Source organism: Deltaproteobacteria bacterium (assembly GCA_003194485.1).
Classification (GTDB): domain Bacteria; phylum Desulfobacterota; class Dissulfuribacteria; order Dissulfuribacterales; family UBA3076; genus UBA3076.
The window spans coordinates 36,784-61,513 of the sequence record PQXD01000007.1; the positions used below are offsets into that span (position 1 = coordinate 36,784).

Genomic DNA, 24,730 nt, shown 5'->3' on the forward strand with positions numbered 1-24,730 from the left:
TGGATTTTTTAGGATATCATTCAGAGTGTAATTTGGGCAGTCCGGGGGGATGGGACTACCAGCGAATCACCCAGGTAATCGGCAAGGCGGTCTGGGAAGACCTGAACCGCATCCGGCCCATGGGCGTTGATCTTGACTTTGATCATCCGCTCTTTTACCCCGTAGCCGGTTTTACAGACATGCTCATCAAGGAACATCGCCGCCGCGAAGGCTCGAATTCCGGCGTAATTGCAGTAGTTGCCGAAGAAGAAACGCTGGCGGAAGTGACCGAGAACATCAATCTCGCCCATCGATTAAACACGGTTGACGGCATAACCGGGGTGTTGACAGCACCCAATGAACTTGAGCTGAAAAACGGGCGGGTGAGCTTTCATGGGCAGCCTGTATCCCTGATTTTCATGGACTTCAATACAGACACGTTCCTTGACCTGCACCGCAGGCACAACCTGGAACCACTTATGCAGGCGGTGCGGGAAAACAGGGTGATCAACCCCAGGGGTACCGAGCCGATTAACATAAAAAGCATGTTCGAGGTCTTTACCGGTCCCCATCGCAGCCGGTTTCATCCGGAGATCGTGAAGCGCACTCCCTGGACCCGCCGGTTCTGTCCGCAAAGGACCGAAGGGCCCAAAGGAGAGGAGATAAATGATCTCGTCGAGTGGACCCGGGGGAACTGGGATAATCTGGTCCTCAAGCCTGAAAGAGGTTACTCCGGAAAAGGAGTGAGGGTGGGCGAAGTCAACAAAGACGCCGACGAGGCCATAGACCTGGCCGTAAAGAAAGGAGATTACATCGTTCAGGAAAAGGTCCCTCTCGAACTGTGGGCTGAGGAAAACCCCAAGCTCGACGCCGGCGAGAAGAGCATAGCCCTGGCCCGCTATCAGACGGATTTCCGCTGCATGATCGGGCCTGAAGGTGCCTTTGGCTTCCTGTCCCGTATTGGAGGAATACCTACGAACGTCGGGATGGGAGGCGGGGTCCAGCCCCTGGCCGTGCTGCGCTCCGATATCAGCGTAAGGGAGGCGGTGGACAGGATCAACCATGCCATTGTTGGCATGGATTATGTTGATCTGGCCGAAGTGGTGGAGAAACAGGAGTCCTTGGCCCTGGAATACAAGTTTACCTATCTCTTGGGGCCTATCAAGATCGCCCTGCGTCCCCGTGTGATCACATACGGCCAGATTGAGGCCCTCAAGGCATACTGCGGTGCCATGTGGGCGGACTGCCTTACACTTGAGAAGATGTGGCTGTCGGGAGAGTTGGACGATTTTATCAGGATGGAGGCCGAGGAGCTTGATATCGTCCGCCTGCAGCCCTGGGGCGGCTCTGCCGCGATCATTGCCTCGGACGGGCTTTTTGACTTCGGGGCCCATGTAGAGCCGTTATGGCCATAAGGGTTGATCCAGAGTGGTGGAAGACCCTTTTTGATGAGGTTTACCTCCTGACGGACGCCCGCTCGGTTTGCAACGATGAGCTTACAAACCGGGAGGTCGACTGGATATGTGAGCTTGTCCCCATCCATCCCGGGCACAGGATCCTTGATCTCTGCGGCGGCCACGGGCGGCACAGTCTTGCGCTTTGCGAACGCGGCTATGAAAACTGCACGGTCCTCGATTATTCTGCCTGCCTGATCAATCACGGCAAGGCATGTGCTGCAGATCGCGATTGCCCTGTTGAATTTGTCCAGGGCAACGCCCAAAATACGGGGTTCGGGTCCGGAGTCTTTGACCACGTGCTCATAATGGGAAACTCGCTGGGATATGCCCTGAATGCAGATGCCGACCGGTTGATCCTGGTCGAGTCCCGTCGCATCCTTCGCTCCGGGGGCTGGCTGTTGATAGACGTGGCCAACGGCGCTTCTGCCAGGGCCTGTTTCAACCCCATCGCGTGGCACGAGATCGGCCCTGACATCGTGGTGTGCCGTCAGCGCGAAATCAATGGAAATTTCGTATGCTCCCGTGAGATGGTAATCAGTAAGACAAGGGGGCTCATTCGCGACCGCACATACTCCATCCGCCTCTATGGGCCGGATTCCCTGGCAGCATTGGTGAGAGAGGCCGGCTTTACCGGCGTAAATGTCGAAACCGAGTTCGCTCCCCACAAAAACGATGGGGACCGCGGCTTCATGAACCACCGCATGATAGTCACTGCGCAAAAGCCGTAATTTCCTACATTTCCCAGGTTCGGTTTCGGTAAGATATTGCTTTTGCTCTTCAGCGGGATGCGTGCTTCAGCGGTTGGAGGCCGTCCTTGAAACTGCCGCATGTATCTCCTTAAACTGATTACACATTCTAAACCTGGTTTGGGTTATGTCTTGCATCAGGGAAATAAACATACGCTGTTTTCTGGGCCGCCAATGATTGAAGGCTTCCAGTAAGGAATCACAATACCACCAGTTACACCGATACGGACGCATGGTGCGGGGAAGGAGGCAACCCTTTTCTGCAAGAAACTGGCAGGGATCTTCATCACCGAGCCCATCCCTGAAAGGAGGTAGTTCTATTCCCAAGGCTGAAAAAAATATCAGGTCGCACCAGTCGAAACGACCATTTGCATTTATACAGTTCGGGCTCTTGCAGGTCGGACAGATCTCGGCTGTGATCTCCTGAATAAATGGATCTATAGTATCAATACCCGTCTTTACTTTAAGGGCCAGGCTTCTGACTCCCTCCACTTCGCGATGATGATAGTTAAATACGAATCGTATCCCTCCATACAGGTCCTTTAACTCTTTTGATGTATCTGGCCTTGGATTAGACCAAAAACCGGTATTTATCATAGCCTATGCACAAGTAGCCATGAAAATGGAGCCAAAATCACCCATCTGGCAACTTGCTGATTTTATGTTATTTTGTTGCTAAAAAGCCGGTTATATCGTTAAATTTCTGTTAAAGGATAGCCTTCCGGGAAAGGAAGACAGAAAAATTACTTGCGCAAGGTAGCTATCATTCGTTTGGGCTTCAGGAAAATATCTATTGCATCACAGATATTGAAGAAAACGGCATCACTTGCCATCAGGGCATCAATCGAGGCCCCTTCCGTACCAATTATACATAATCCCAGTCTGGCCTCCCTCAACATCAGGGCGTCATTGCAGCCATTGCCTATAGCCACGGTCTTATCGCGACCAAGCCTTTCAAGAAAAGCGAGTTTCTGTATATCGCCCCTGCCGGATTCCAGCCTATGGATCTCTATTCCGCAATCCTCCACCAACTGCTCAGCCAACCGGTCAAGAGTTTGACCTGTATCTGCTGTCAGTACATAAACATCCATTATCTCTGATACTTCCTTCAGTCGATCCACAACACCGTCAACAAAACCGCCATCAACTGTAATTGTCCCGTTGAGATCCAGTATCATATTGAAAAGATCATAGAAAACACCACAGGGCATATCTATTTGCATTTTTTGAGAACCGGACATTGCTTTATTTATCTCTCCCCGCGTCTTATCTTTCAACTTTGGCGAAGATAGACCGGCGAATACGAGCCGGCAGAAAGGCTGCTGCAACGTCAGCCATCTTTCTCAGAAGTAGAACCATGTCGTCACGTCCCCTCCAATTGTCCTTGAGAACCTGCTCGTCGACCCTCAGGATCAAACGCAACAAGGCAAGGGCCACCAGGTAAACATCGTCGACCAGCCCTGCAAACGGAATCCAGTCAGGGACCAAATCAACCGGATTTAATATGTAGGCAACAGTAGCGCCCAGTATAGCCTTATCGGCAGAGGAGACCCTTGTATCCCTCAACAGATTTACCACCAGTCCCAATAACTGGGGCAAGAGAGCGATATAACCACGAATTCCGGCATAAATACCGGAATTATTCTTCTCCCGGGGATGGGATTTTGCTTGTTTGCCTTTCATGTCCAGCATTATTATAACCTAAAACATAACCTCAAATAATAAATAAGGCAAAAGATGTGAGACCAATTCTCCCGGCTTGCAATCTCAGGCATTAACAATTTAAATTATAATCCATTACATTGCAAAAAGCTCTAAAACGGATTCCGTTAAAAAAAATGCTCCAGACATGCCTGCCGCGAACAGGTGCAGAAAGCGAGGCTTCCAGGGATAAAAATATGGATATATTACATGGACTGTTATATCCGGCAAGCTACCTCCGCAGGAATACAATGCTGCGGCTTGAACAGGTATTCTCCAAACTGACTCTGCTGGTTCCTGCAGAGGGCATTGATTTACCGCCCACACCGGATAGCTGCTCCATGGAAATTGAGGCTATTGTACCGGCCCCTCTGGGAAACAGGCTCGGCTGGTTCACCGACCTTATCGGCAATTGGAAATCCTGGGCAGAAGATATGGGCCTTGGAGAAAAGATTCCGGCATATACATTAATACGTGCCGCTGCAGGTGAAGAAGAATCTCTGCAGGGAATTCTAAATACGTTAAAGGGCGCTGAAATCGCTGATCCGCTCCTGAATGCCCGGATATTTCTCCAGCTTTCCTTGGATCTGGACAGGCGTAATGACGAACTGCAGACAGACCTTGACGAACTGGCAATCCATGAAAACAAACTCAAATCGATATTGCAGGATCCGGGAGAACCCACCGGCTCCGTGGTTCCCCCGAAAGCCCCGTACTCCCCTGTTATAGAGACCTTCCTCATGGCCAAGGAACGACTCAGGGCCTGGACATTGTTGTGGCAAAAATACACCGGCAAAGGGCCGTGGCCAATCGGAGAAAGCATTGCGGTGAAAGATTTGGTCGATAAGGCCTATGAGGCCCTGCAGCCCAGAGAAGCTCCTGTAGATCTATTGGACCTGGTATTACCCCTTGATCCCAATATCAAACCGGGGAAATCAGACAGAATCAGTAGCGGCCTGGCTTCTCTTATCAGTGCCGTTTCAGGCACAACGATACAAAACATGAAAGAAGACGGGGAGATCAGGGAATTGTCAAAAGACGTGCAGGAGAATTGGAACAGGGTGAACAGGAACCAAATCCCAGGCCCTACACTGATACTGACCATGTATCCTGAAAGGACCTGGAAAGAACTGCTTTTAAGGGCCGCTGGTTTAGAACTAAATGAAGGAGAGCAAGGTTCTGCGGCAACTACCGGGTGGTCTTTTTTCTTGTGCTAGAGCGGCTGGGTCTTGACATAACGATCAATTAGCGGATAGATTCCGAAATATCTATGGTTTTTTTGGTTCTGAAGCCATTGTCAGGGCCATGGAAAATGGTTTTTTTGAGATTTCCGGGCCTGGAGCATACTTGGAAAAGAACCATGTCGCTCTTTCAGATGTCTTGAGCATCTGTCCATTTCTGTCACGGCAGAGGATGGCTCTTCCCCGATCTGAATAAGAAGAAGCGCGCGCCTTTTGACACGGCCATGTGCTGAGAGAAATAATAATGTAAAAAGTAGAATTAGGAATTGGGAAAAGCAAATGCCTGAAGGCAAGACTAAAAAATCCGGTGCAATTATGGTGCTGGGCGGCGGGATCGCAGGTGTACAGGCAACGCTGGATCTTGCCGACCTGGGTTATTACGTATACCTGGTAGAGAAAAAGGCGTCTATCGGTGGAGTCATGTCCCAGCTGGACAAGACCTTTCCCACCAATGACTGCTCCTTGTGAATACTGGCACCGAAGTTGGTTGAGGCCGGTCGGTCTCCGAACATAGAGATCCTGACAAATGCCAGATTGGAGGCCCTGGAAGGAGAAGCAGGGAAGTTTACGGCAAGGGTGCATCAGGAGCCCCGTTTCATAGACGAAGACAAGTGTACGGCCTGTGGTACATGTACAATGTATTGCCCCAGGCCGGTTGTTGATCTGTATAATGAAAGACTGGATGTAACCCGTGCCCCTCACATAGACTATGTCCAGGCCATTCCATCCAGCTACTACATAGATCCCAGGGCCTGCCTGAGGATAAACTATGAGACCTGTAATCTCTGTGCCCAGACATGCACGGCCCAGGCAATAGATTTCAGCCAAAAACCCAGGGAACTCAGCCTGGACATCGGAGCAGTGGTCCTGGCACCGGGTTTTGGCAGGACAGACCAGTCCGTTCTGAAAAGGTTCGGCTATGGGCGCTTCCCTGACGTAGTCACCAGCTTGGAGTTCGAACGGCTGACCTGTGCATCCGGGCCGACAGAAGGTCATATAGTCCGTCTCTCTGACGAGAGGCCTCCTAAAAAAATTGCATTTCTTCAGTGCGTAGGCTCCAGGGATGAGACATGCGGAAACGGCTATTGTTCCTCTGTCTGCTGCATGTATGCCATAAAAGAGGCCTCTGTTGCAAAGGAACACAATCCGGATCTTGACATCGCCCTGTTCTTCATGGATGTCCGGACCCATGGTAAAGGCTTTGATGCCGCAAGAGAGCAAGCTGAGGAAAAGTACGGACTCAGGGTCATAAGGGCACGGATTCCCAGGGTAGACCGGGTAGACGGACAGCTTGCCCTTACCTGGACGACAGATGACGGAGAGTCTTGTTCAGAACTATTTGACATGGTGGTCCTCTCAGAAGGACTCAATGCCCCGGAGGACGCAAAGGCGATCGCTGAGATTACCGGCATAGAGCTCAATCGCTACGAATTCTGTAAGACATCCGTGGATTCACCCCTTGTTACAAGCCATGACGGGGTCTATGTGGCAGGGGCCTTTCAGGGACCTAAGGACGTCCCCGATAGTGTCACCCAGGCCTCCGGTGCGGCGGCCATGGCTTCGGAGCTCTTGTCGGAAGCCCGGAATACCCGCACTATTACCATAACATATCCGGAAGAGGACAAGGCCCTTGAATCCGGGGCTCCCCGGATAGGTGTGTTTATCTGTCACTGCGGGTCCAATATTGCTGGTGTTGTGGATGTCAAGGCGGTCAGAGACTATGCAGGCACACTGCCAGGCGTGGTATTTTGCGAAAACACACTCTACTCCTGTTCTCAGGATGCCCTGAAAGGCCTGGCTGATAAAATAAAAGAAAACCGGCTCAACCGTGTCGTCATCGCCGCCTGCTCCCCCCGCACCCACGAGCCCCTTTTCCAGGAGACCTTGAAGTCAATTGGTCTAAACCCGGCGCTCATCGAGATGGCCAACATCAGGAATCAGTGTTCATGGGTCCATTCCCGGGAACCGAAGGCCGCGACCGAAAAGGCCAAGGACCTTGTCCGGATGGCGGTGGCCAAGGCAGGGCTCCTGGAACCTCTGGAACAGACAACTGTGGACGTATCGCCCAGCGCACTGGTGATAGGAGGCGGTGCAGCGGGTATGACCGCAGCGATCAGCATTGCAGACCAGGGCTTTGAGTGCGTGCTGGTGGAGCGCAGTGATCAGCTCGGCGGCAATCTGAGGCGACTTGTCTGGACCATGGATGGAGAAAAGGCCTCGAATGTCCTGGATAACCTGATAAAGAGGGTGAACGGGCATCCCAGGATCCAGGTAATGCTGCAGGCCCAGGTAGAGGCAGTTTCCGGTTATGTGGGTAATTTTACCTCTTCCATTGTTCAGGGGGGGCAGAGCGTGGTTGTTGATCACGGCGTGATAGTCATTGCAACCGGAGGCAGGGAATACAGCCCCAAGTCTCACCGGTACGGCAGAAACAGCCGGGTGATTACACAGCTTGAGCTTGAGGAGAGCTTGGCTAAGGGCAAGGGCATCCTGAAGAATGTAAAGAACGTCGTCATGATTCAGTGCGTGGGAAGCCGCGGGGAAGACATGAGCCACTGCAGCCGGTTGTGCTGTACCCAGGCGATCAAAAATGCGCTTAAATTAAAAGAGATCAAACCAGAGCTCAGGATCTATTGTCTTTACAGGGACATGCGTACCTATGGCTTTTCTGAAGATCTGTTTCGGGAAGCCAGAAAAAAGGGTGTAATATTCATAAGATACGAGCCTGACCGCAGACCTCAGGTAATAGAGCAGGACCGGAAGATCAAGGTCAGGGTCTTTGACCATCTTCTAAAAGATGATATTGATATATCCGCATGCCTTGTGGTGCTCTCCGTTGGTATTGCTCCAGGGGACAATGAGGACCTGGCCAGGGTCATAAAGGCCCCTCTGACTCCGGAGGGCTTTTTCCTTGAGGCCCATGTGAAGCTGCGGCCGGTTGAGTTGCCGTTGGAAGGCATTTATTTTTGCGGACTGGCCCACGGCCCTAAGCCCCTTAATGAATCAATAGCCCAGGCAAAGGCTGCTGCGGCAAAGGCAGCCATACCTTTGGCAAAAGGTAAGGCAGCGGTTGCTCCCATAGTCTCCAGAGTTGACAAAGACATCTGTATCGGGTGTGGAATCTGCGAGAGCCTTTGCCCCTTTAATGCCATTCGTCTTTTCAAGGTAAATAAACGGCGCAAGGCGGAGACCATAACCGCATCATGTAAGGGCTGCGGAATATGTGCATCACATTGTCCTGCACTTGCCATCAGTATGGGTGGATTTACAGACGAGGCCATCATGGCCCAGATTCATGCCTTTGCGGAAGATAAATGCGTTTGAAAGAGTTCTAAAGGAGAAAATCCATGACCCAGGAGGTCTTTAATCCACACATCTTGGGCTTTCTTTGCCATTGGTGCTGCTATGCTGCAGCCGATGCAGCAGGCGTGTCACGATACCAGTATCCACCCAATGTCAGGGTTATCAGGGTTATGTGTACAGGCAGGATAGATGCCCGGTTTGTCCTGGAAGCCTTTGGATGCGGTGCTGACGGTGTTTTTACCGGCGGCTGACACCTGGGAGAGTGTCATTACCAGTCTGGTAATTACGAGGCAATGATAATTGCGGAGACCTGCCGTCAGGCACTCGAAGATGCAGGAGTGAATCCTGACCGAATGGCCCTTGAGTGGGCATCGGCGGCTGAAGCTCCCAGGTTTGTAGAATTAATTACAAGATACGTATCAGACATAAAGTCCATGGGGCCCTTGGGCAGCGCTGAAGGTGAAAATGAAGAAGACGTAATTCGCATGCATTTAAGGGCCGGAATCAAGGCGGTCTCAGCACTGAAGGTGCGCACCGCCCTTGGTAAATTAGCCAAGGATATACACAAATCAAATAACTATAGCACTCAGGTCATTTCAGAGGGAGTGGCAAAAAAGGTCTATCCTGCCTTCCGCAAGGAGAGACTCGCTCAGGAGATACAGCTTTGTCTTGCAGAACAAGGCCCATGTGAAAGCGCTGTCCTGTGTGAAAAAACAGGCGGAACCAAAGAAGAGATTAAAAAGATCCTGGAGACCCTTTCCAGAAAGGGATTGGTAAGGGAAAAGGGATCGATTTGGCATGGAATCAGTAATTAGAAGTCAGAAATTATGACAATACAATCTTCGAAATTGAATAATTCATTCAGTTCAGAGTTGTCCGATCTGAAAGGATGCTCTTCCCTGGCCCAGTGCTATGCATGTGGTTCATGCAGTAGCATGTGCCCTGTGGAAAAGGTGGTACCGGGATTTGATCCCAGAAAGATCGTACACATGGTGGTACTGGGGCTTGATAAACAGCTCTTGAGTTCGGATATAATCTGGGCATGTTCACAGTGCCAGAACTGCGTGGAGGTCTGTCCTCAGGAAGTGCGTTGCAGCGATGTAATAAAGGCGCTGCGGGATAAAGCCCTCAAGCAGGGGCTGGCGGATCAGGAACGTCTGGCAAATCTGGGGCTTCTGGCAAGAGTTGATCCTGAGAAATGCGTAGCGTGCCTCACGTGTGTCAGATTCTGCCCCTTTGGCGCTCCTCATATAGCTGATATCGGGCACGCCTATATTGAACCCGAGCTTTGCAAGGCCTGTGGTATATGCGTCATGGAGTGTCCTGCCGAGGCCATTACTTTGGCCCCGTCACTTGAGCAGAGGGGACTGGGTGAACCGAGTGAATGGGTGACTGGATGAGCGAACATACGAATAGCAATCACCAAATCGGAAGGATCGTGGCCTTTTGCTGCAATTACACTGCCGGTGTTGCGACTGACACGTTGAGGGAGGCGGGTCTTATTCCGGAAAGTCTCGAGATGAAGAAGCTATCCTGTACTGGTCGTATCGAAGTATCTGTATTGTTAGATGCCTTTGAAAAAGGGGCCGAGGCAGTATTCGTGGCAGGTTGCCGCGCAGATGAATGCCATAACCTGTCCGGCAGCAGGCGGGCCGAAAAGAGAGTTGGTTATGCAAAAATACTCCTCAAGGAACTGGATATCGACCCGGATCGGATTGAGATGTTCTTTGTTCACTGTGGTGAGACCGAGCCCATTGTAGAGGCGGCCCGGGAGATGACAGCACGGATCTCAAAATTAGAGCGACTGCACAGTACATAAAGTGATAGGTTCAGGGTTCAAAGGTTTATAAGGTTATAAGGTATTGATATACATCACTTCAAAGCACAATATTCAGATTAACCTTTTTTACCCAATGGGCGAAACATGCCTGCCGTCTCTATTGAGGCATCATCCTTTTGATATCAGATAGTTAGGGCTCTCCAACCGTGAACCTTGAACCGCTTAACTTAGATAGGTCGGGAGAAATATAACCATGATAATTGCTGAAAAAAAGCCCTTGGATGAAATCCTGGATATGATCTCCGGGATAGAGAAGCTGCTCATCCTTGGTTGCAGAGGTTGCGTGGCAGTGTGTTCAGCAGGCGGTGATAAGGAGGTAAACACTCTCGCCTCTGCGCTGCGCCTCGGGAGGAAAAAGGCCGGAAAACCAATAGAGATCCAAGAAGAGACTTACGTCAGACAGTGTGATCCGGAGTATCTGGAGCCGCTGAAAGAAGATGGAAAAAAATACGACGCAGTGCTCTCAATGGCCTGCGGGGTCGGTGTCAATTTTATCGCAGACCGGTGCCCTGACGTCCGGGTAATGCCTGCCCTTAACACAACGTTTTACGGTGCCAATCTGAGCAGCGGCGAGTGGGCTGAGATGTGCGCAGGTTGCGGAGCCTGCGTATTACATCTGACCGGCGGGCTTTGTCCTGTAGCAAGATGTGCCAAGAGCCTGTCCAACGGGCCGTGTGGAGGGTCCGTGGGAGGCAGATGCGAGATCAATCCGGATGTGCCCTGCATCTGGCACAGGATCTACGAGAAATTGACCGGCCTGAAACAGGATCAACTACTCAGGGAAATTATGCCTATTCGCGACTGGAGACCGGCCGGTCATGGAGGGCCGCGTCGCAGAATCAGGGAGGACTTGCTGCCGTGATAGCAGGAAGCAATCTGGAACAGGTCTTAAGCTCCGGTCAGTTTGCCGTGACCGGGGAGCTTGGACCCCCAAAAAATGGCAATTACGAAATAGTCCGTGATAAGGCCCGTATCCTCAAGGGACATGTAGATGCGGTCAACATAACTGACTGCCAGACGGCCATAGTACGGATGTCCAGCCTGACTGCAGGGCTTGTTGCATTGGCGGAAGGCGTGGAACCTGTAATGCAGATGACCTGCAGGGACAGGAACCGCATCGGCATGCAATCAGATATCCTGGGGGCTTCAGCACTTGGCATAAAGAATCTCTTGTGCCTTACCGGAGACCACCAGAAATTCGGAAACCATCCACAGGCAAAAGGGGTCTTTGACATGGACTCCATGCAGCTCCTGTGCATGGCAAGGGGCATGCGGGATGATAAGATATTCCAGTGCGGTGAGGAGATCAAAGACCACGAGCCCCGGCTTTTTCTCGGTGCGGCGGCAAATCCATTTGCCGATCCATTTGAGTACAGGCCCATAAGGCTGGCCAAGAAGGTAGATGCAGGTGCAAACTTCATTCAGACCCAGATCGTTTACAATGTAGACAAGTTTGCCAGATTCATGGAGATGGTAAGGGATCTCGGCCTTCATGAAAGAGTCTATATCCTTGCAGGGGTGACACCTCCCAAGTCGGTCGGGATGGCCCGGTATATGAAAAATTTCGTGCCGGGCCTCGATGTAACGGACGAGGTTATCGAACGCCTGAAGGACGCAAAGGATCCAAAAGAAGAAGGTATCAATATCTGCGTGGATATCATAAAGCAGGTCAGTGAAATACCAGGAGTGGCCGGGGTCCACGTCATGGCCATCGAATGGGAACAGGCGGTCCCGGAGATAGTCTCCCTTGCAGGTCTTTCACCAAGACCTGAAACAAAGATGGTTGAATCCAGGCTGATGAGTTCTGATTCCATAGAACTGATAGTATCCAGGGTGAGGAAAGAAACTAAGGCAGAGACAGAAAAAGCGCTTGAACAGGCCAAGGCAGAGGTCCGGGCGTCAAGAGATCTCGTCGTAAAAGAGAAAGACAGAACAGCTTCGGAGATATCCGGTCTTAAGAAGCAGGCAGAGGAAGCAAGGGCAATTGCCGAGCAAAAGGATACCGAAATAGAACGGCTTACTGCAGAACTTGCAGAGATCAAGGCCGGGCCTGGACCGGGCCGGGCCGTAAAACGGCCGGAAGGGGAAGGCAGGGTGCTCTCAACCCGCGACAGGAGCGCTCTAAACTCCATCAGGTTGGGGCTTGAGGCCCTAAGCAAAGGTCTGGGCATAAATGAGGATCAGCTTGAGGCCCTGAGGCGGTTCTTTGAGGCGGAATTCCTTCTGCGCATGGATACAGCCGAACGGGTAACAATGCCTCCTGAAGGTGCGGCTGCGCCTGAGGAAGGGGTAAAAAAACCGGATGCAGAGGCAGAGGCCAGGCACAAAAAGGTGGTTAACCTCGTAGCCAAAGGCAACGTGCTTCTCCATAAGAATGATGCAGCCGGTGCGCTTGATGCCTTTGAAAAGGCTTTGGCGATTGAGCCGGGGCACATAAATGCCAAGGAAGGGCTGGAAAAGGCCAGGGAGGCCCTTGAAACTTCCGCACCGGCAGAGGAGGCGGCAGCTCCGGCCGTGCCGGAAGGGATCCCGCCGTGTCCTGAGGGGCTGAGCCCCGAAGAGTGGCGGCGGAAATGGGTGATACGCCTTGTTGCCAGAGGTAATGTCTGCCTGCATAAAGGTGATGCAGACGGGGCCTTGAAGGCCTTCAGGCAGGCCCTGGAGCTGGAGCCTGAGGATGAAAAGGCAAAGGCCGGTCTTCTTAAGGCAGAGTCCGGAGAAATAGCCCCTGTGCCGGTTTCTGCCAAGCCGGAGGCGCCTGAAAAGGCGGAAGCCCCGCCCACTCCCGAGCCCAAAGCCCCTCCAGTGACTGAGGAGGTAAAGGCCAGGGCAAAAAAAGTGACCCCTGTTCCTGCTGCACCGGCTGGGATAGAGGCCCTCTCTGTTGCCGAGCTTCCGAAGGAGACCAGGCCTCTTTCCGAAAGGGCGAGGTCCGTGCCAGAGGATCTGTTTATAGAATCATACACAGGCGTCATCCGGAAGGTGACCCTGGGTGAAGGTGAAAAGGCACTGACAGTCGGCGGGGCAGCCACCTTGCCCTTCCACCTGTTTGAAGGAGATATGCCCCATGCACCCTGTGTGGCCTTTGAGGTCCTGGATTCAGAGCCTGAGGAGTGGCCTGATGCCCTGGGCAGGTATTATGCCGATGTATCTTCAGATCCGGTTGCATGGGCCAGGAAATGCATAGACGACTATGGCGCAAGGGCCATTTGCCTTTCCCTTATCAGCACTGATCCTAACGGCATGAACCACCCCTCGGGCGAGGCGGCCAAGGTCGCCCAGTCAGTCATAGAAGAGGTGGATGTGCCTGTGATCCTTTGGGGTTGTGGAAATGCCGAGAAAGACACCGAGACCCTGAGAGAGGTGACCAACCTTGTGGGCGACATAGGTAATCGCAAGGTGTGCCTCGGCCCGCTGACTGATGCAAATTATCGTGCCTTGGGGGCTACGGCCATGGCCTTCCATCTCCCGGTGGTGGCATCCACGCCCATTGACGTGAATCTCGCCAAGCAATTGAACATACTGCTGGAGAACCTTGGGGTATCCATGGACCAGATCGTGATGGACCCCGCTATAGGGGCAGTGGGTTATGGTATCGAGTACTCCTATTCAGTCATGGAGCGTATAAGGCTTGCCGCCTTGACCCAGCAGGATGAGAAGCTCCAGGTACCCTTTATATGCAATCTGGGAAAGGAGGTCTGGAAGGCCAAAGAGTGCCGCCTTCCAAGTGATGCCCATATGGGTGACCAGGAGCGTCGGGGTGTCCTCATGGAGGCAATAACCGCCTCTATCCTGCTGCTTGCCGGTGGTGAAATCATGGTGATGAGGCACCCGAAGGCAATCGCCCTGGCAGAGGTCCTGATTCAGGCAATGATGGGATAAGTATAATCCCAAGATATCTTTTCAGGAGAGGATTGTAATGTCAAAGATCATCTGTTCCGCAGCGATTCGAGGGGCCCACAAGATAGTGGACATGGCCGAAGAAAAATATGAAGAGGCCCTCAAGAAACATGGACCCGAACATGAGGTCGCCTTTCCCAATACGGCCTACTACCTGCCAATAATTTACAGCATACTTGGGGCACCGGTAAAACAACTGGGCGACATGAGGGAGATCTTCCAGGAATGTCGCAAGCTGCTTCCAGCAACAGTCAGTGAGCATTTATGGCTGCCATACCTGGCACCGGCCCTGGATGCCGGAATGGCCACCTTCTTTGCCGAGGAAATGTATGAGGCCATCTGCTACTATATCGACGAACCGGACTTTTATGCAAAGACCGAGGACCCTACCGGTGACCGCATATGGCTTGGGGCGGCAGATGACGTGATCTTTCGTAAGCGTGGCGTGGAGTTTGTTGATGGTACTGCACCCGGCTTTGCCGCCATACTCGGAGCCCCCGCCGCGGACCCGGAGACCGCAGGCAAGATCGCCCTGGAGCTTCAGGAAAAGAACCTCTACATCTTTATGCACGATCAGACCGATGGGATATCTATGCCGGATCTGCTGGCGAAGCAGAAGGTCCAGATCGGCTGGTCCACCCGGCTTGTGCCCTTTGGGCCCACATATACCTCTGCGGTGTTCGCAATAGGCTTTGCATGTCGCGTTGCCCTGGCCTTTGGCGGCATAAAGCCAGGCGACTTCAGGGGCAACTTGATCTATAACAAGGACAGGACCTTTGCCTTTGTCGTCGCCTTTGGTCCGGTCTCCGACGAGTGGTATGCCAATGCAGCCGGGGCCATAAACTGGGGTTTTCCAACCATATCCGACTGGGATATACCGCAGGTGCTGCCGACAGGTATCTGTACTTACGAACACGTGGTCAGCCAGGTCCCTCACGATGAGATTGTACAGAGGGCTATAGAGGTGAGGGGGCTCAAGGTCACTGTATCCAAGATCGACATACCAACCTCTTACGGTCCTGCCTTCGAGGGAGAGCGTGTAAGGAAAGACGATCTCCATCTCGAGTGCGGCGGAGGCAGAAGTCTGGGGGTCGAACTCCTGGTCTCCAGAGATATGGATGAGGTGCAGGACGGACTGGTCACCGTGGAGGGGCCGGAGATAACCGAGGTGGAAGAGGGTGCCAAACTCCCGCTTGCCATACTGGCCGAGGTGGCAGGCCGGCAGATGCAGTCTGACTTCGAGCCCATCCTCGAGCGGCAGTTCCACCACCTGATCAATTATGCCCAGGGAATCATGCACATCGGGCAGCGGAATATAATGTGGCTCAGGGTCAGTAAGGCGGCCATAGAAAAGGGCTTCAAGTTCGAGCATATCGGCCGCATCCTGCACGGAAAGCTCCATCAGGATTTTGGTGCCATTGTGGATAAGATCCAGGTGAAGATATATACAGAGGAGTCCAGGGTCAAGGAGATCATCGAGATGGCAAAGGATATCTATCGTGCCAGGGATGACCGCCTTGGCTCCATGACGGACGAGAGTGAAGATATTTTCTACTCGTGCACTCTCTGCCAGTCTTTTGCCCCGAGCCATGTATGCGTGATCACTCCTGAGCGCGTGGGCATGTGTGGTGCGTATAACTGGCTGGATGGCAAGGCCTCCTATGAAATCAATCCTACAGGTCCGAACCAGCCCATAACCAAGGGAGAACTCATTGATGCCAACCTCGGTCAGTGGACGGGCATAAACGAGTTCGTTAAGAAGGCATCCAGGGGTAATGTTGAGCGGGTCAGTGCCTACAGCCTGATGATAGATCCAATGACCGCCTGCGGCTGCTTTGAGTGTGTCGCCACCATGCTACCTACTTGCAATGGCATAATGATTGTAAACAGGGACTACATGGGGATGACCCCGAGCGGGATGAAGTTCAGCACCACGGCCGGGATGGTTGGCGGAGGGCAGGTCACCCCCGGCTTTCTCGGTGTTTCAAAACACTACATCTGCAGCAGGAAGTTTGTAAAGGCCGAGGGCGGGCTCAAGCGTGTGGTATGGATGCCCAGGATACTCAAAGAAGAACTCAGGGACCGGCTCCAGGAGAGGGCTGAAGAAGAGGGTGTGCCCGATCTGGTTGAGATGATAGCAGACGATGAGGTAGCCATCACGGAAGACGAAGTTCTCCGTTACATTAAGGAGAAGGGACACCCGGCACTGGACATGGAGAGCATAGTTTAACAGGAAAGGAATAACTCGCATGGCATTCACCGGGATAGAGATATTGAAGATGCTTCCCAAGACGAACTGCGGGGAGTGTGGCGTACCAACCTGTCTGGCCTTTGCCATGAAGGTGGCAGCAGGTCAGGCGGATATAGGCGCATGCCCGTATATCTCTGATGAGGTAAAGGAAAAAGTGGGGGAGGCGTCTGCTCCGCCCATCCGGTCCATCACGCTCGGCAGCGGTGATAACACCTTTGAGATGGGAGGAGAGACCTGTCTGTACCGGCATGAAAGGAGATTTGAACACCCGACGGGCATCGCGGTCCTGGTCGGGACCGATATGGACGAGGATGATGTTTCAGGACGTCTAAAACGTTTCAATGAGCTGCGCTATGATCGTGTAGGATTGGTGCTCAAGGCGGACCTGATAGCTGTAAATGATGCTACAGGAGAAGAGAGGGCATTTATTTCTCTGGTGGAACGTATCCGGAACGAGTGCCCTGATGCCGCTCTTATCCTTATGAGCGATCAGGCCGGCTGCCTTACGGCAGGCGTCGGAGTCTGCGGAGACCACAAGCCCCTTCTTTACTGTGCCACAAAAGAAAATTCAGAGACCATGGCAGAGATAGCCAGAAAAGCCGGCTGTCCTTTGACGGTGAAAGGTGAGACCCTGGGAGAGGCAGCGAACATCTCGGAACAGATGCAGAAATCGGGGCTCAAGGATCTTGTACTGGATACCGGTGCCAGGACCGTAAGGGCTGCATTTGAAGATCAGGTAGCCATGCGCAGGGCTTCCATAAGGCACAGGTACAAGGCCCTTGGATTTCCCACCATCTCTTTCCCGTGCGAGATGACCGAAGACCCCTTGCTGGAAACGATGATTGCATCGGTTCTGGTGGCCAAGTATGCCGGCATCGTAGTTCTGTCCGACCTGCAGGGAGACATCCTGTTTCCTCTCCTGCTTGAACGGCTTAACATCTTTACTGATCCTCAGAGGCCTATGGTGGTAGAAGAAGACATTTATCCGATAAACGGGCCGGATGAGAACTCCCCTGTGCTTATTACATGTAACTTCTCCCTGACTTATTTTATCGTCTCAGGAGAAGTCGAGGGCAGCAAGGTCCCGTCCTGGCTTCTGATAAAGGATACAGAGGGCCTTTCAGTGCTTACCGCCTGGGCCGCAGGAAAATTCAGTGCGGATCTCATAGGTATGTTTGTCAAAAAATCAAACATTGAAGACAGGATCAGACACAGGAACCTGATTATCCCGGGATATCTGGCCTCTATAAAAGGCGAACTGGAGGAGGAACTCCCGGACTGGAAGATCCAGATTGGCCCCAGGGAGGCAAGCCATCTGCCTCCTTTTCTGAGGGATTGGCAGGCCGAGAGCAATTAGTGTTATTATTCTTTCCCCGGCAGCCGGTAAACTTTTGCAGGGTTTCAACCGCGGGCAGATCGCACATAGATAGGTATTTGTACCGGATTATGCTTTGAAACCCTGCAAAAGTTTACCGGCTGCCGGGGAGTGTGAACGGTTAATAATTAGAAATTAGGTGTAACCATGTATGTCCAATGTATTGCTGAAAGCATAAATATCATGGGTATCCGTATCGGAAAGGCCATGAAGGAACGCGATCCCGGGCCGATCCAGTTGATGGCCAATGAAGAGGTGGCAGACGGGGCCGATTTTCTGGATCTCAACATCGGGCCTGCCAGAAAGGACGGGCCCGAATTATTGCCTTGGATAGTAGGTGTCGTAGAGGAGGTTACCGATTGCCCTCTTTCCCTTGATACAACCAATGCCGATGCATTGATTGCAGGCATGAAGGCAGCCAGGAACCCCAGGAATCACGTGATGAACTCTATTTCGCTCCAACCTGAGCGAATGAAAAAACTGATACCTATAGCTGCTGAGACAGGCTGCAACGTGGTAGGGCTGCTCTGGGGTGTGGACGGTATGCCAAGGGATTCCAACGAGAGGGCAGCCATGGCTGTAGACCTCTCCATGGCCATGAACGAGGCCGGGATCCCAAACGAGAAAATTCTGGTGGATCCTATCGTTACCCCGATAACCCTGGGATCAGACCAGGTAATGAGCGGGCTGGAGTTTATAGGTATGTTGCCTGATATTGCTCCGGGGGCAAGGTCTATAGTAGGCCTGTCAAATGTCTCAAACGGTGTTTCTGCTGAGAAACGGCCGTATCTCAACCGTGCTCTTCTGGCCATGTACATGAAACATGGATTATGGTCTGCCATTGTCGATACATACGATCAGGAGTTAATTAAACTGGCCCATGGGCAAATGCCTGAGTTGTTGAAGATGGTCCATAATATGATGGATGGAACCGAACCTGATCCCGGCACACTTTCCCCAAAGGAGATGGAATACTATAAGACGACCAAGGTCCTGATGGGGAAGACCATATTTTCTGAGTCCTGGCTGGAGCTATAATAAAAGTATAACCGCTTCAAGGCAGGATATAACAAGGGAAAGCAAGATGTCCTTCCCCTGTAAATATTCTTATGAACCCGTTATATTCTGCCTTGGAGCGGTTACCTTTTTCCGGGTTTCAAAGCTCACTCATTGCAAACCGGAGAGGCAGTGCAATCCGGCCCGCGGTTGAAACCCTGCAAAAGGCAAACCGCTCCTGCGGCAGGGCGCGGATGGCAACCGTTCACAGGAGGGGATATTTCTTTGAACAGTTTAACGGAAGCCCCCGCAGTTTTCTCGGCTTTTGCTGTGGGGGAAACTGCATCGCCTGAGCGCAGCGTAAGGCAGGGGGCACAGGACATCCCCCATGTCAAAGGCCTTAAGAAAACAAGGGAAAGAAATATCCCCTGTCCGTGAACGGTTTGCGGAATGGACTACGGGTTCATAAGAATATTTACCTTCCCCCTTTTTTTGCTATTTGTAGTATTCTCTTGGCGTGTTATTAACTATGTATTTGACTGCCTCATATATACAGTTCCTGATAGCTTTTTCCATAGGGGTTTTGGCATAGGCACCCAGGCCTCCGCCAAGAGGCGTAGTCCCTATGACACCGCCAAGGAGCCCGCCAGCGGATATGGCGCGGCTGCTACCTTCGACCCTGGTTGCTGCAAGTACCTCCGTGGTTTCTACATCTACAATCCTTATGTCCATTGCCATGGAGGTCTTACTCATGGCACCGGTAACACCGCCGAGGACTCCGCCGAAAAGGCCGCCGACTCCTCCCTTAACCCCGGAAGTGCCGGGCTCCCAGCCTGTAACCGAACCCACCACCATTATGTCAGCCTCCTTGACTTTCCCTTTACGTGTCGTTTTTTCCTTGGTAAAGCCTTGTTCGCGCAATCGCATCTCATCCGCCATGGCCCCGAAATCCTGCCGTTCCAGTACTCTGAAGCACCCGGTCTGCATAAGGCTCGTCACCATCATGTCGCGGAGACCTGTCATTATCCCTGCCTCGCGATCGATAGTTACCGTATTACCAAGACCGCGGATTGTAGTAGTTCTTCCCCCGCCAACACGCCAATCAAAGCGGGCCACAGCTATCTGCGCCTTTCCAGGACAGGAGAAAGACTGTTGAGCCATGGTGGTGTCTGTTGTGGCCTTGGGCTGGACCATGGACTCACATCCGCCGAGCGTTAAAATGCCACCAGTGATCATCACGGTTGCTATAAGACAAAAAAGGTGTTTATTCATAATAATATCTCTCCTTTAAGGGCTTCATCAATCGTCAGCCTGTCTTGCTTCAACATCGAGGAAAAGGCGTTGCCCACCTCCCACGAAATTGTACAACAATCGTACGATTCATCAAGAGGCAGAACATAGATTGCCGGGTAAACGGCATTCCCGCCGCGAAGCGGCGCGCTATTTCTCATCAAGCACATCCAATTGTTCGGCATGCTCAAGCTTGTTGATATCAATTTCATCTTGCGGCCTTCCGCTTGCCTTTTTTGCCCGGATCAGGTCGGATCTCGAAATAAAGGGAATTGTGTGGTCATCCAACTCAATCACCTCACGGTTTTTCCATGCCTCTTCAAATTCGACCCCTGGAATCGACATCATGATATCAACCCTCAAAGGTGGTCTTCCCATTTGATAGAAACAAGACTGGTCAGTGAAGTCATCTGCAGTAAGATTTGCCAGCGGTGCGCCAAATTCCTTCAACGCCACGTACACCGCCTCTGCATTTACTGGGTCAGTCGCTATCCATATATCAAGATCTTTGGTGAATCGTGGCTCGCTGTATTTCATTACTGCATAGCCACCTACAATAAGATAGCGAATCTCATGCTTTTCGAAAAGATTCAACAGTTCTTTGAAGTCGGGACTCGTTAGCATCTTTGCCTCGAATCAAGAAGTAGTCATGCAGCATCTCCCATACTGCCTCAAAAATGGCACGGTCACCTTGAGCTTGCCAGAAGCGGATATCGAATGAACGTCTATCATCCTTGATCCGCTGGTAGTTTTCCTCTAGCACTCTCATTTTTTCTCCTGCCCAACGGTGGGCATAAGGGACGTTTTACCCCAGATTGATGGTTTTAAACTTCCTCCGACCTTTTATCCTGTAAATCGTAAAATTTCTGTCAAGAGTAACTATTGTATTTAACTGCTGCAGCAATGGCGAATTCTCATGTGCGATAATTGGCGTTGATCCGCACGTAGTCAATTGAAAGGTCGCCGGTCAGAATACGGGCCTCTTCCTGCCCAAGGCCCAGGTCCAAAACAACCGTGAACTCTCCGGCAGCCATGACCTTCTTGGCCAGGTCCTCGGCCTCCTTGCCGGCACCCGTACCCATTCTCACGATCTCGATGTCATCAAAGGCCAGACTGATCAGCCCCTGGTCCAGGGGGAAACCTGCCCGGCCTGCTGCAGCAAGTATGCGACCCCAGTTAGAGTCTTCACCGAAAAAGGCCGTCTTCACGAGTGGAGATCCGGCAATAGTCCGGGCTATCCTGTCCGCCTCGCCTCTGGTCCTCGCTCCCCTTACGACAAGGGTTACACACTTGGTCACACCTTCGCCGTCCCTGACAATCTGCCGGGCCAGGTCCTGCAGCAAGTCTCTGAGTATAGCTTCAAAGGACTCTCCGTATCGGGTATCGTTGATCTCCATGTTTCCGGCAAGACCGTTGGCCAGGGCCATAACGGTGTCATTCGTGCTGGTATCCCCGTCTATGGAGATCCGGTTAAAAGTGTCTGATACGCTCCTCTCAAGCGCACCCTGCCACCAGGCCGGATCCACCCTTGCGTCTGACAGGACGAAGGAGAGCATGGTGGCCCGGGGAGGACCCATATCGGGGCCTATCATTCCGGCGCCCTTTGCCATGCCGGCAACAGTCACCCCTACACCTTCAATATCAATGCACCTGACGGCTGTCTTCCGAACCGTGTCCGTAGTGAGAATGGCGTCTGCCACAGCTTCAAGCCCATTTTCAGAAAGACCTTTCACGAGTGACGGTACGGCATCTCCTATCCGTCCCATGGGGAGAGACTGGCCGATTACACCTGTTGAAGAGACCATTACATCATCAGAGTTGATACCCATTTCCCTGGCCACCAGAGAGCAGATCTCGTGGACATGGGCCACGCCCTCATTTCCTGTGCAGGCATTTGCATTGCCGCTGTTTACAACAACGGCCCTGACATAAGGCTCGCCCCTGCTGAGACGATCAAGCCCTGCAAGGACATGGGCGGCCTTTACCTCGTTTCTGGTAAATACGGCCGCCAATACCGCAGGCTCATCAGAGGCTATCAGGCCCAGATCAAGGCGTCCCTGATACCTGATACCGGCTGAAACGGCCGAACCCTCAAAACCATGGACCAAACAGGTCATTTCCTTCCGCAACATTTCTTATATTTCTTGCCGCTGCCGCAGGGACATGGGTCATTGCGTCCCACTTTTTTCCCTTTGCGCCTGACAGTCTTCGGCTTTTCATCGCCGTCTCCGCGGCCGTAGCTCATGCGCTGCTGTTGCTGTCTGCGCCGGGCTTCCAGCTCTTCAGCTTCACTTTCCCGCATGGGACGAATCCGGAGCAGGAGACTTACGGCCTCTTCTTTGAAGCGCTGGATCATGGCCATGAACATTTCATAGCCCTCGCGCCTGTATTCCTGAAGCGGGTCCTTCTGCCCGTAACCCCTCAGCCCTATGCCTTCTCTTAAGTGGTCCATATTAAGGAGATGATCCTTCCACAAGTTGTCCAGGGTCTGGAGAACTATGAATTTCTCCACCCGGGCCATCTCTTCATCTCCGAACAGGGTTACCTGGTCATCATAGGCCTCTCTTAATGTCCCGGCTATTCTCTCTTCCAGCCCCGCCTGATCAAGATCCTCTCTTTCTTCCTGAGAAATATCCAGATGAACAGAAAACTGGCGAAGAAGACGTTTCTCCAGGGCCTTCCAATCCCATCCCTCCGAAGGGCCTTTTTCCTCAGTATAGGTATCCACCAGATCCGCACAGATATCATCAATAAAACCGTAAACTTCCTCCCTGAGATCTTTGCCGGCAAGTATCTGCCTCCGCTGGCTGTAGATCACCTCTCTCTGCTTGTTCATCACGTCATCGTAGTCAAGGAGGTGCTTTCTGATCTCAAAGTTGTGTGCTTCAACCTTTCGCTGAGCGTTCTCTATGGCCTTGCTCAGCATGGAATGTTCGATAGGCTCTCCTTCATTCATGCCGAGCTTGTTCATGATCCCGGAGATACGATCTGATCCGAAGATGCGCAGGAGGTCATCCTCCAGAGACAGATAAAACCTGGAGGAACCAAGATCGCCCTGGCGGCCGGACCTGCCCCTGAGCTGATTGTCTATCCGCCTTGACTCGTGGCGCTCGATACTGAGAATATGCAGCCCGCCCATATCGGCCACTCCTTCGCCCAGGACTATGTCTGTCCCCCGGCCTGCCATGTTGGTGGCAATGGTAATCCGGCCTCTTTCCCCGGCATGGGCCACGATTTCCGCCTCCCTCTCGTGGTGCTTTGCGTTCAGGACTTCATGCTTGATTCCCAGGCGCTTCAGCATCTTTGAGAGCCGCTCTGAATTGTCCACGCTGGAGCTACCCACCAGGACAGGCCGGCCCTGATCATGAAGGGATTTAATTTCCTTGACCGCGGCCTCGAATTTTTCCTTCTCTGTCCTGAAGACCACATCCGGATAGTCCTTGCGGATCATCGGCATGTGTGTGGGGATTACCACGACATCCAGGTTGTAAATCTTCTGGAACTCGGCTGCCTCCGTCTCGGCGGTACCCGTCATTCCAGCGAGCTTTTCATACATGCGGAAAAAGTTCTGAAAGGTTATGGAGGCAAGGGTCTGGTTCTCACTCTCGATCTTTACGCCCTCCTTGGCCTCAAGGGCCTGGTGCAGCCCCTCGCTGTAGCGTCTTCCAGGCATAAGGCGGCCTGTAAACTCGTCAACTATCACCACCTGCCCGTCTTTGACCAGATAGTCCACATCCCTCTTGAACAGGGCATGGGCCTTGAGGGCCTGCTGCACGTGGTGAAGGAGTTCGGCCTGGACCGGATCATAGAGGTTTTTCACTTTCAAAAGCTCTTCACACTTTGCCACACCCTCTTCAGTAAGAGTGGCGGCCCTGGCCTTTTCATCCACTGAATAATGGATATCCTTTTTCAGGTACGGGACGATCTGATTGACCCTGTAGTAAAGATCCGTAGAGTCTTCGGAAGGGCCTGAGATAATCAGCGGCGTCCGGGCCTCATCAATAAGTATGCTGTCCACCTCGTCTACTATGGCATAGTGAAATTCCCTCTGGACCATGTCTTCAAGGGAGTACTTCATATTGTCTCTGAGGTAGTCGAATCCGAACTCGTTATTGGTACCGTAGGTCACATCGGCTCCATAGGCTGCCTTGCGCTCTGCATCCTCAAGGCCGTGAACTATTACCCCGACATCCAGGCCGAGAAAGCGATACACCTGACCCATCCATTCAGAGTCGCGGGTTGCCAGATAATCATTGACAGTGACTACATGGACCCCGCGGCCGGTAAGTGCATTCAGGTAAACCGGCATCGTGGCCACCAGGGTCTTTCCTTCGCCGGTCTTCATCTCGGCGATTTTGCCCTGATGAAGCACTATCCCGCCCATAAGCTGTACGTCAAAGGGCCTGAGCCCCAACACCCTGCGAGCTGCCTCCCGTGTCACTGCAAAGGCCTCAGGGAGCAATTCATCCAGAGATTCTCCCCTTTCAAGCCGCCCCTTAAATTCAGGGGTCTTTGCCTTGAGTTCTGCGTCAGACAATGCCTTTATCTCTGACTCGAGAGAATTTATATGATCTACAATGGGCTGTAGCTTCTTGATCTCCCTGTCGTGTTTGGTGCCAATTACCTTTGTAACTAAATTTACAAACATATA

At 52.3% G+C, this 24,730-nt stretch carries 21 protein-coding genes and 2 pseudogenes; 14 read left to right on the forward strand and 9 right to left on the reverse strand.

Annotated features, from left to right (window positions below; all coding sequences use genetic code 11):
• Together C4B57_05470 and C4B57_05475 are read left to right on the forward strand one after the other, a co-directional pair.
• Nucleotides 1-1,394: hypothetical protein (locus tag C4B57_05470; protein ID PXF54782.1), on the forward strand; the 1,394-nt coding region annotated here is incomplete at its 5' end.
• Nucleotides 1,385-2,164 carry a hypothetical protein gene (locus C4B57_05475; protein PXF54783.1) on the forward strand — a complete coding sequence of 260 codons (780 nt, stop codon included), beginning with the start codon at nucleotides 1,385-1,387 and terminating at the stop codon, nucleotides 2,162-2,164. The genes C4B57_05470 and C4B57_05475, both read left to right, overlap by 10 nt.
• Before the next feature lie 66 nt (nucleotides 2,165-2,230).
• On the opposite strand, the gene C4B57_05480 is transcribed toward C4B57_05475, so the two are convergent.
• The 3 genes from C4B57_05480 to C4B57_05490 all read right to left on the reverse strand — a co-directional run bounded on the left by C4B57_05480 (nucleotide 2,231) and on the right by C4B57_05490 (nucleotide 3,874).
• Nucleotides 2,231-2,779, reverse strand: a complete 549-nt coding sequence (locus tag C4B57_05480) for a hypothetical protein (protein PXF54784.1) — start codon at nucleotides 2,777-2,779, stop codon at nucleotides 2,231-2,233.
• 146 nt (nucleotides 2,780-2,925) lie between these two features.
• Nucleotides 2,926-3,459 carry an ATPase P gene (locus C4B57_05485; protein ID PXF54785.1) on the reverse strand — a complete coding sequence of 178 codons (534 nt, stop codon included), beginning with the start codon at nucleotides 3,457-3,459 and terminating at the stop codon, nucleotides 2,926-2,928.
• Nucleotides 3,449-3,874 carry a hypothetical protein gene (locus C4B57_05490; protein ID PXF54786.1) on the reverse strand — a complete coding sequence of 142 codons (426 nt, stop codon included), beginning with the start codon at nucleotides 3,872-3,874 and terminating at the stop codon, nucleotides 3,449-3,451. Before C4B57_05490 ends, C4B57_05485 begins: the two co-directional genes overlap by 11 nt.
• 146 nt (nucleotides 3,875-4,020) lie before the next feature.
• Here C4B57_05490 and C4B57_05495 point away from each other — a divergent pair, with 146 nt between their 5' ends.
• Nucleotides 4,021-5,100 (forward strand): hypothetical protein, encoded by a 1,080-nt coding sequence (locus C4B57_05495; protein PXF54787.1) that lies wholly within the window; start codon nucleotides 4,021-4,023, stop codon nucleotides 5,098-5,100.
• A 51-nt stretch (nucleotides 5,101-5,151) separates the two neighbouring features.
• Here the strand turns inward: C4B57_05495 and C4B57_05500 are convergent, their stop codons facing one another.
• Nucleotides 5,152-5,403 (reverse strand): hypothetical protein, encoded by a 252-nt coding sequence (locus C4B57_05500; protein PXF54788.1) that lies wholly within the window; start codon nucleotides 5,401-5,403, stop codon nucleotides 5,152-5,154.
• On the opposite strand from C4B57_05500, the gene C4B57_05505 reads away from it, so the two are divergent.
• From C4B57_05505 to C4B57_05555, 11 genes and pseudogenes are all read left to right on the forward strand, one after another.
• On the forward strand, nucleotides 5,404-8,448 hold the full coding sequence (locus C4B57_05505) for a pyridine nucleotide-disulfide oxidoreductase (protein ID PXF54789.1): 3,045 nt from the start codon (nucleotides 5,404-5,406) through the stop codon (nucleotides 8,446-8,448).
• A 23-nt stretch (nucleotides 8,449-8,471) separates the two neighbouring features.
• Nucleotides 8,472-9,242 (forward strand): annotated as a pseudogene (locus C4B57_05510) (hydrogenase iron-sulfur subunit).
• A 12-nt stretch (nucleotides 9,243-9,254) separates the two neighbouring features.
• Nucleotides 9,255-9,827 carry a 4Fe-4S ferredoxin gene (locus tag C4B57_05515; protein PXF54790.1) on the forward strand — a complete coding sequence of 191 codons (573 nt, stop codon included), beginning with the start codon at nucleotides 9,255-9,257 and terminating at the stop codon, nucleotides 9,825-9,827.
• Nucleotides 9,812-10,246: a hypothetical protein gene (locus C4B57_05520; GenBank protein PXF54856.1), complete on the forward strand. Its 435-nt coding sequence runs from the start codon at nucleotides 9,812-9,814 to the stop codon at nucleotides 10,244-10,246. The genes C4B57_05515 and C4B57_05520 overlap by 16 nt, the downstream gene beginning before the upstream one ends.
• A gap of 214 nt (nucleotides 10,247-10,460) precedes the next feature.
• Nucleotides 10,461-11,129 carry a hypothetical protein gene (locus C4B57_05525; GenBank protein ID PXF54791.1) on the forward strand — a complete coding sequence of 223 codons (669 nt, stop codon included), beginning with the start codon at nucleotides 10,461-10,463 and terminating at the stop codon, nucleotides 11,127-11,129.
• Nucleotides 11,126-12,040, forward strand: a pseudogene (locus C4B57_05530) (methylenetetrahydrofolate reductase). The gene C4B57_05525 and the pseudogene C4B57_05530 overlap by 4 nt, the downstream one beginning before the upstream one ends.
• Before the next feature lie 1,095 nt (nucleotides 12,041-13,135).
• Nucleotides 13,136-14,149 (forward strand): acetyl-CoA decarbonylase/synthase complex subunit delta, encoded by a 1,014-nt coding sequence (locus C4B57_05535; GenBank protein PXF54857.1) that lies wholly within the window; start codon nucleotides 13,136-13,138, stop codon nucleotides 14,147-14,149.
• 37 nt (nucleotides 14,150-14,186) lie between these two features.
• Nucleotides 14,187-16,397, forward strand: coding sequence for a CO dehydrogenase/CO-methylating acetyl-CoA synthase complex subunit beta (gene cdhC / locus C4B57_05540; protein PXF54792.1), 2,211 nt, complete (start codon nucleotides 14,187-14,189; stop codon nucleotides 16,395-16,397).
• Nucleotides 16,398-16,416: 19 nt separating this feature from the next.
• A complete protein-coding gene (locus C4B57_05545; GenBank protein ID PXF54793.1) occupies nucleotides 16,417-17,775 on the forward strand; it encodes an acetyl-CoA decarbonylase/synthase complex subunit gamma in 1,359 nt (452 codons plus the stop codon).
• Between the two features lie 165 nt (nucleotides 17,776-17,940).
• Nucleotides 17,941-18,831, forward strand: coding sequence for a dihydropteroate synthase (locus tag C4B57_05550; GenBank protein PXF54794.1), 891 nt, complete (start codon nucleotides 17,941-17,943; stop codon nucleotides 18,829-18,831).
• A 71-nt stretch (nucleotides 18,832-18,902) separates the two neighbouring features.
• The gene (locus tag C4B57_05555; protein PXF54795.1) at nucleotides 18,903-19,142 is read left to right on the forward strand and encodes a hypothetical protein; all 240 of its coding nucleotides are present in this window, start codon (nucleotides 18,903-18,905) and stop codon (nucleotides 19,140-19,142) included.
• A gap of 142 nt (nucleotides 19,143-19,284) precedes the next feature.
• Here the strand turns inward: C4B57_05555 and C4B57_05560 are convergent, their stop codons facing one another.
• The 5 genes from C4B57_05560 to C4B57_05580 form a co-directional block, all read right to left on the reverse strand.
• A complete protein-coding gene (locus C4B57_05560; protein PXF54796.1) occupies nucleotides 19,285-20,061 on the reverse strand; it encodes a hypothetical protein in 777 nt (258 codons plus the stop codon).
• Nucleotides 20,058-20,240, reverse strand: coding sequence for a hypothetical protein (locus C4B57_05565; protein ID PXF54797.1), 183 nt, complete (start codon nucleotides 20,238-20,240; stop codon nucleotides 20,058-20,060). The genes C4B57_05560 and C4B57_05565 overlap by 4 nt, the downstream gene beginning before the upstream one ends.
• Nucleotides 20,230-20,703, reverse strand: coding sequence for a hypothetical protein (locus C4B57_05570; GenBank protein PXF54798.1), 474 nt, complete (start codon nucleotides 20,701-20,703; stop codon nucleotides 20,230-20,232). The genes C4B57_05565 and C4B57_05570 overlap by 11 nt, the downstream gene beginning before the upstream one ends.
• A 290-nt stretch (nucleotides 20,704-20,993) precedes the next feature.
• Entirely contained in the window at nucleotides 20,994-22,196 is a 1,203-nt protein-coding gene (locus C4B57_05575) for an ornithine acetyltransferase (GenBank protein PXF54799.1), read from the reverse strand.
• Nucleotides 22,193-24,727, reverse strand: coding sequence for a preprotein translocase subunit SecA (locus C4B57_05580; GenBank protein ID PXF54800.1), 2,535 nt, complete (start codon nucleotides 24,725-24,727; stop codon nucleotides 22,193-22,195). The genes C4B57_05575 and C4B57_05580 overlap by 4 nt, the downstream gene beginning before the upstream one ends.
• Nucleotides 24,728-24,730: the final 3 nt, after the last annotated feature.

Coding starts and splice junctions, on each gene's coding strand:
- C4B57_05560 (PXF54796.1), bottom strand. CDS start 20,061: ATGAATAAACACCTTTTTTGTCTTATAGCAACCGTGATGATCACTGGT.
- C4B57_05480 (PXF54784.1), bottom strand. CDS start 2,779: ATGATAAATACCGGTTTTTGGTCTAATCCAAGGCCAGATACATCAAAA.
- C4B57_05515 (PXF54790.1), top strand. CDS start 9,255: ATGACAATACAATCTTCGAAATTGAATAATTCATTCAGTTCAGAGTTG.
- C4B57_05570 (PXF54798.1), bottom strand. CDS start 20,703: ATGCTAACGAGTCCCGACTTCAAAGAACTGTTGAATCTTTTCGAAAAG.
- C4B57_05495 (PXF54787.1), top strand. CDS start 4,021: ATGCTCCAGACATGCCTGCCGCGAACAGGTGCAGAAAGCGAGGCTTCC.
- C4B57_05525 (PXF54791.1), top strand. CDS start 10,461: ATGATAATTGCTGAAAAAAAGCCCTTGGATGAAATCCTGGATATGATC.
- cdhC (PXF54792.1), top strand. CDS start 14,187: ATGTCAAAGATCATCTGTTCCGCAGCGATTCGAGGGGCCCACAAGATA.
- C4B57_05580 (PXF54800.1), bottom strand. CDS start 24,727: ATGTTTGTAAATTTAGTTACAAAGGTAATTGGCACCAAACACGACAGG.
- C4B57_05565 (PXF54797.1), bottom strand. CDS start 20,240: ATGAGAAATAGCGCGCCGCTTCGCGGCGGGAATGCCGTTTACCCGGCA.
- C4B57_05520 (PXF54856.1), top strand. CDS start 9,812: ATGGGTGACTGGATGAGCGAACATACGAATAGCAATCACCAAATCGGA.
- C4B57_05575 (PXF54799.1), bottom strand. CDS start 22,196: ATGACCTGTTTGGTCCATGGTTTTGAGGGTTCGGCCGTTTCAGCCGGT.
- C4B57_05550 (PXF54794.1), top strand. CDS start 17,941: ATGTATGTCCAATGTATTGCTGAAAGCATAAATATCATGGGTATCCGT.
- C4B57_05555 (PXF54795.1), top strand. CDS start 18,903: ATGAACCCGTTATATTCTGCCTTGGAGCGGTTACCTTTTTCCGGGTTT.
- C4B57_05490 (PXF54786.1), bottom strand. CDS start 3,874: ATGCTGGACATGAAAGGCAAACAAGCAAAATCCCATCCCCGGGAGAAG.
- C4B57_05475 (PXF54783.1), top strand. CDS start 1,385: ATGGCCATAAGGGTTGATCCAGAGTGGTGGAAGACCCTTTTTGATGAG.
- C4B57_05545 (PXF54793.1), top strand. CDS start 16,417: ATGGCATTCACCGGGATAGAGATATTGAAGATGCTTCCCAAGACGAAC.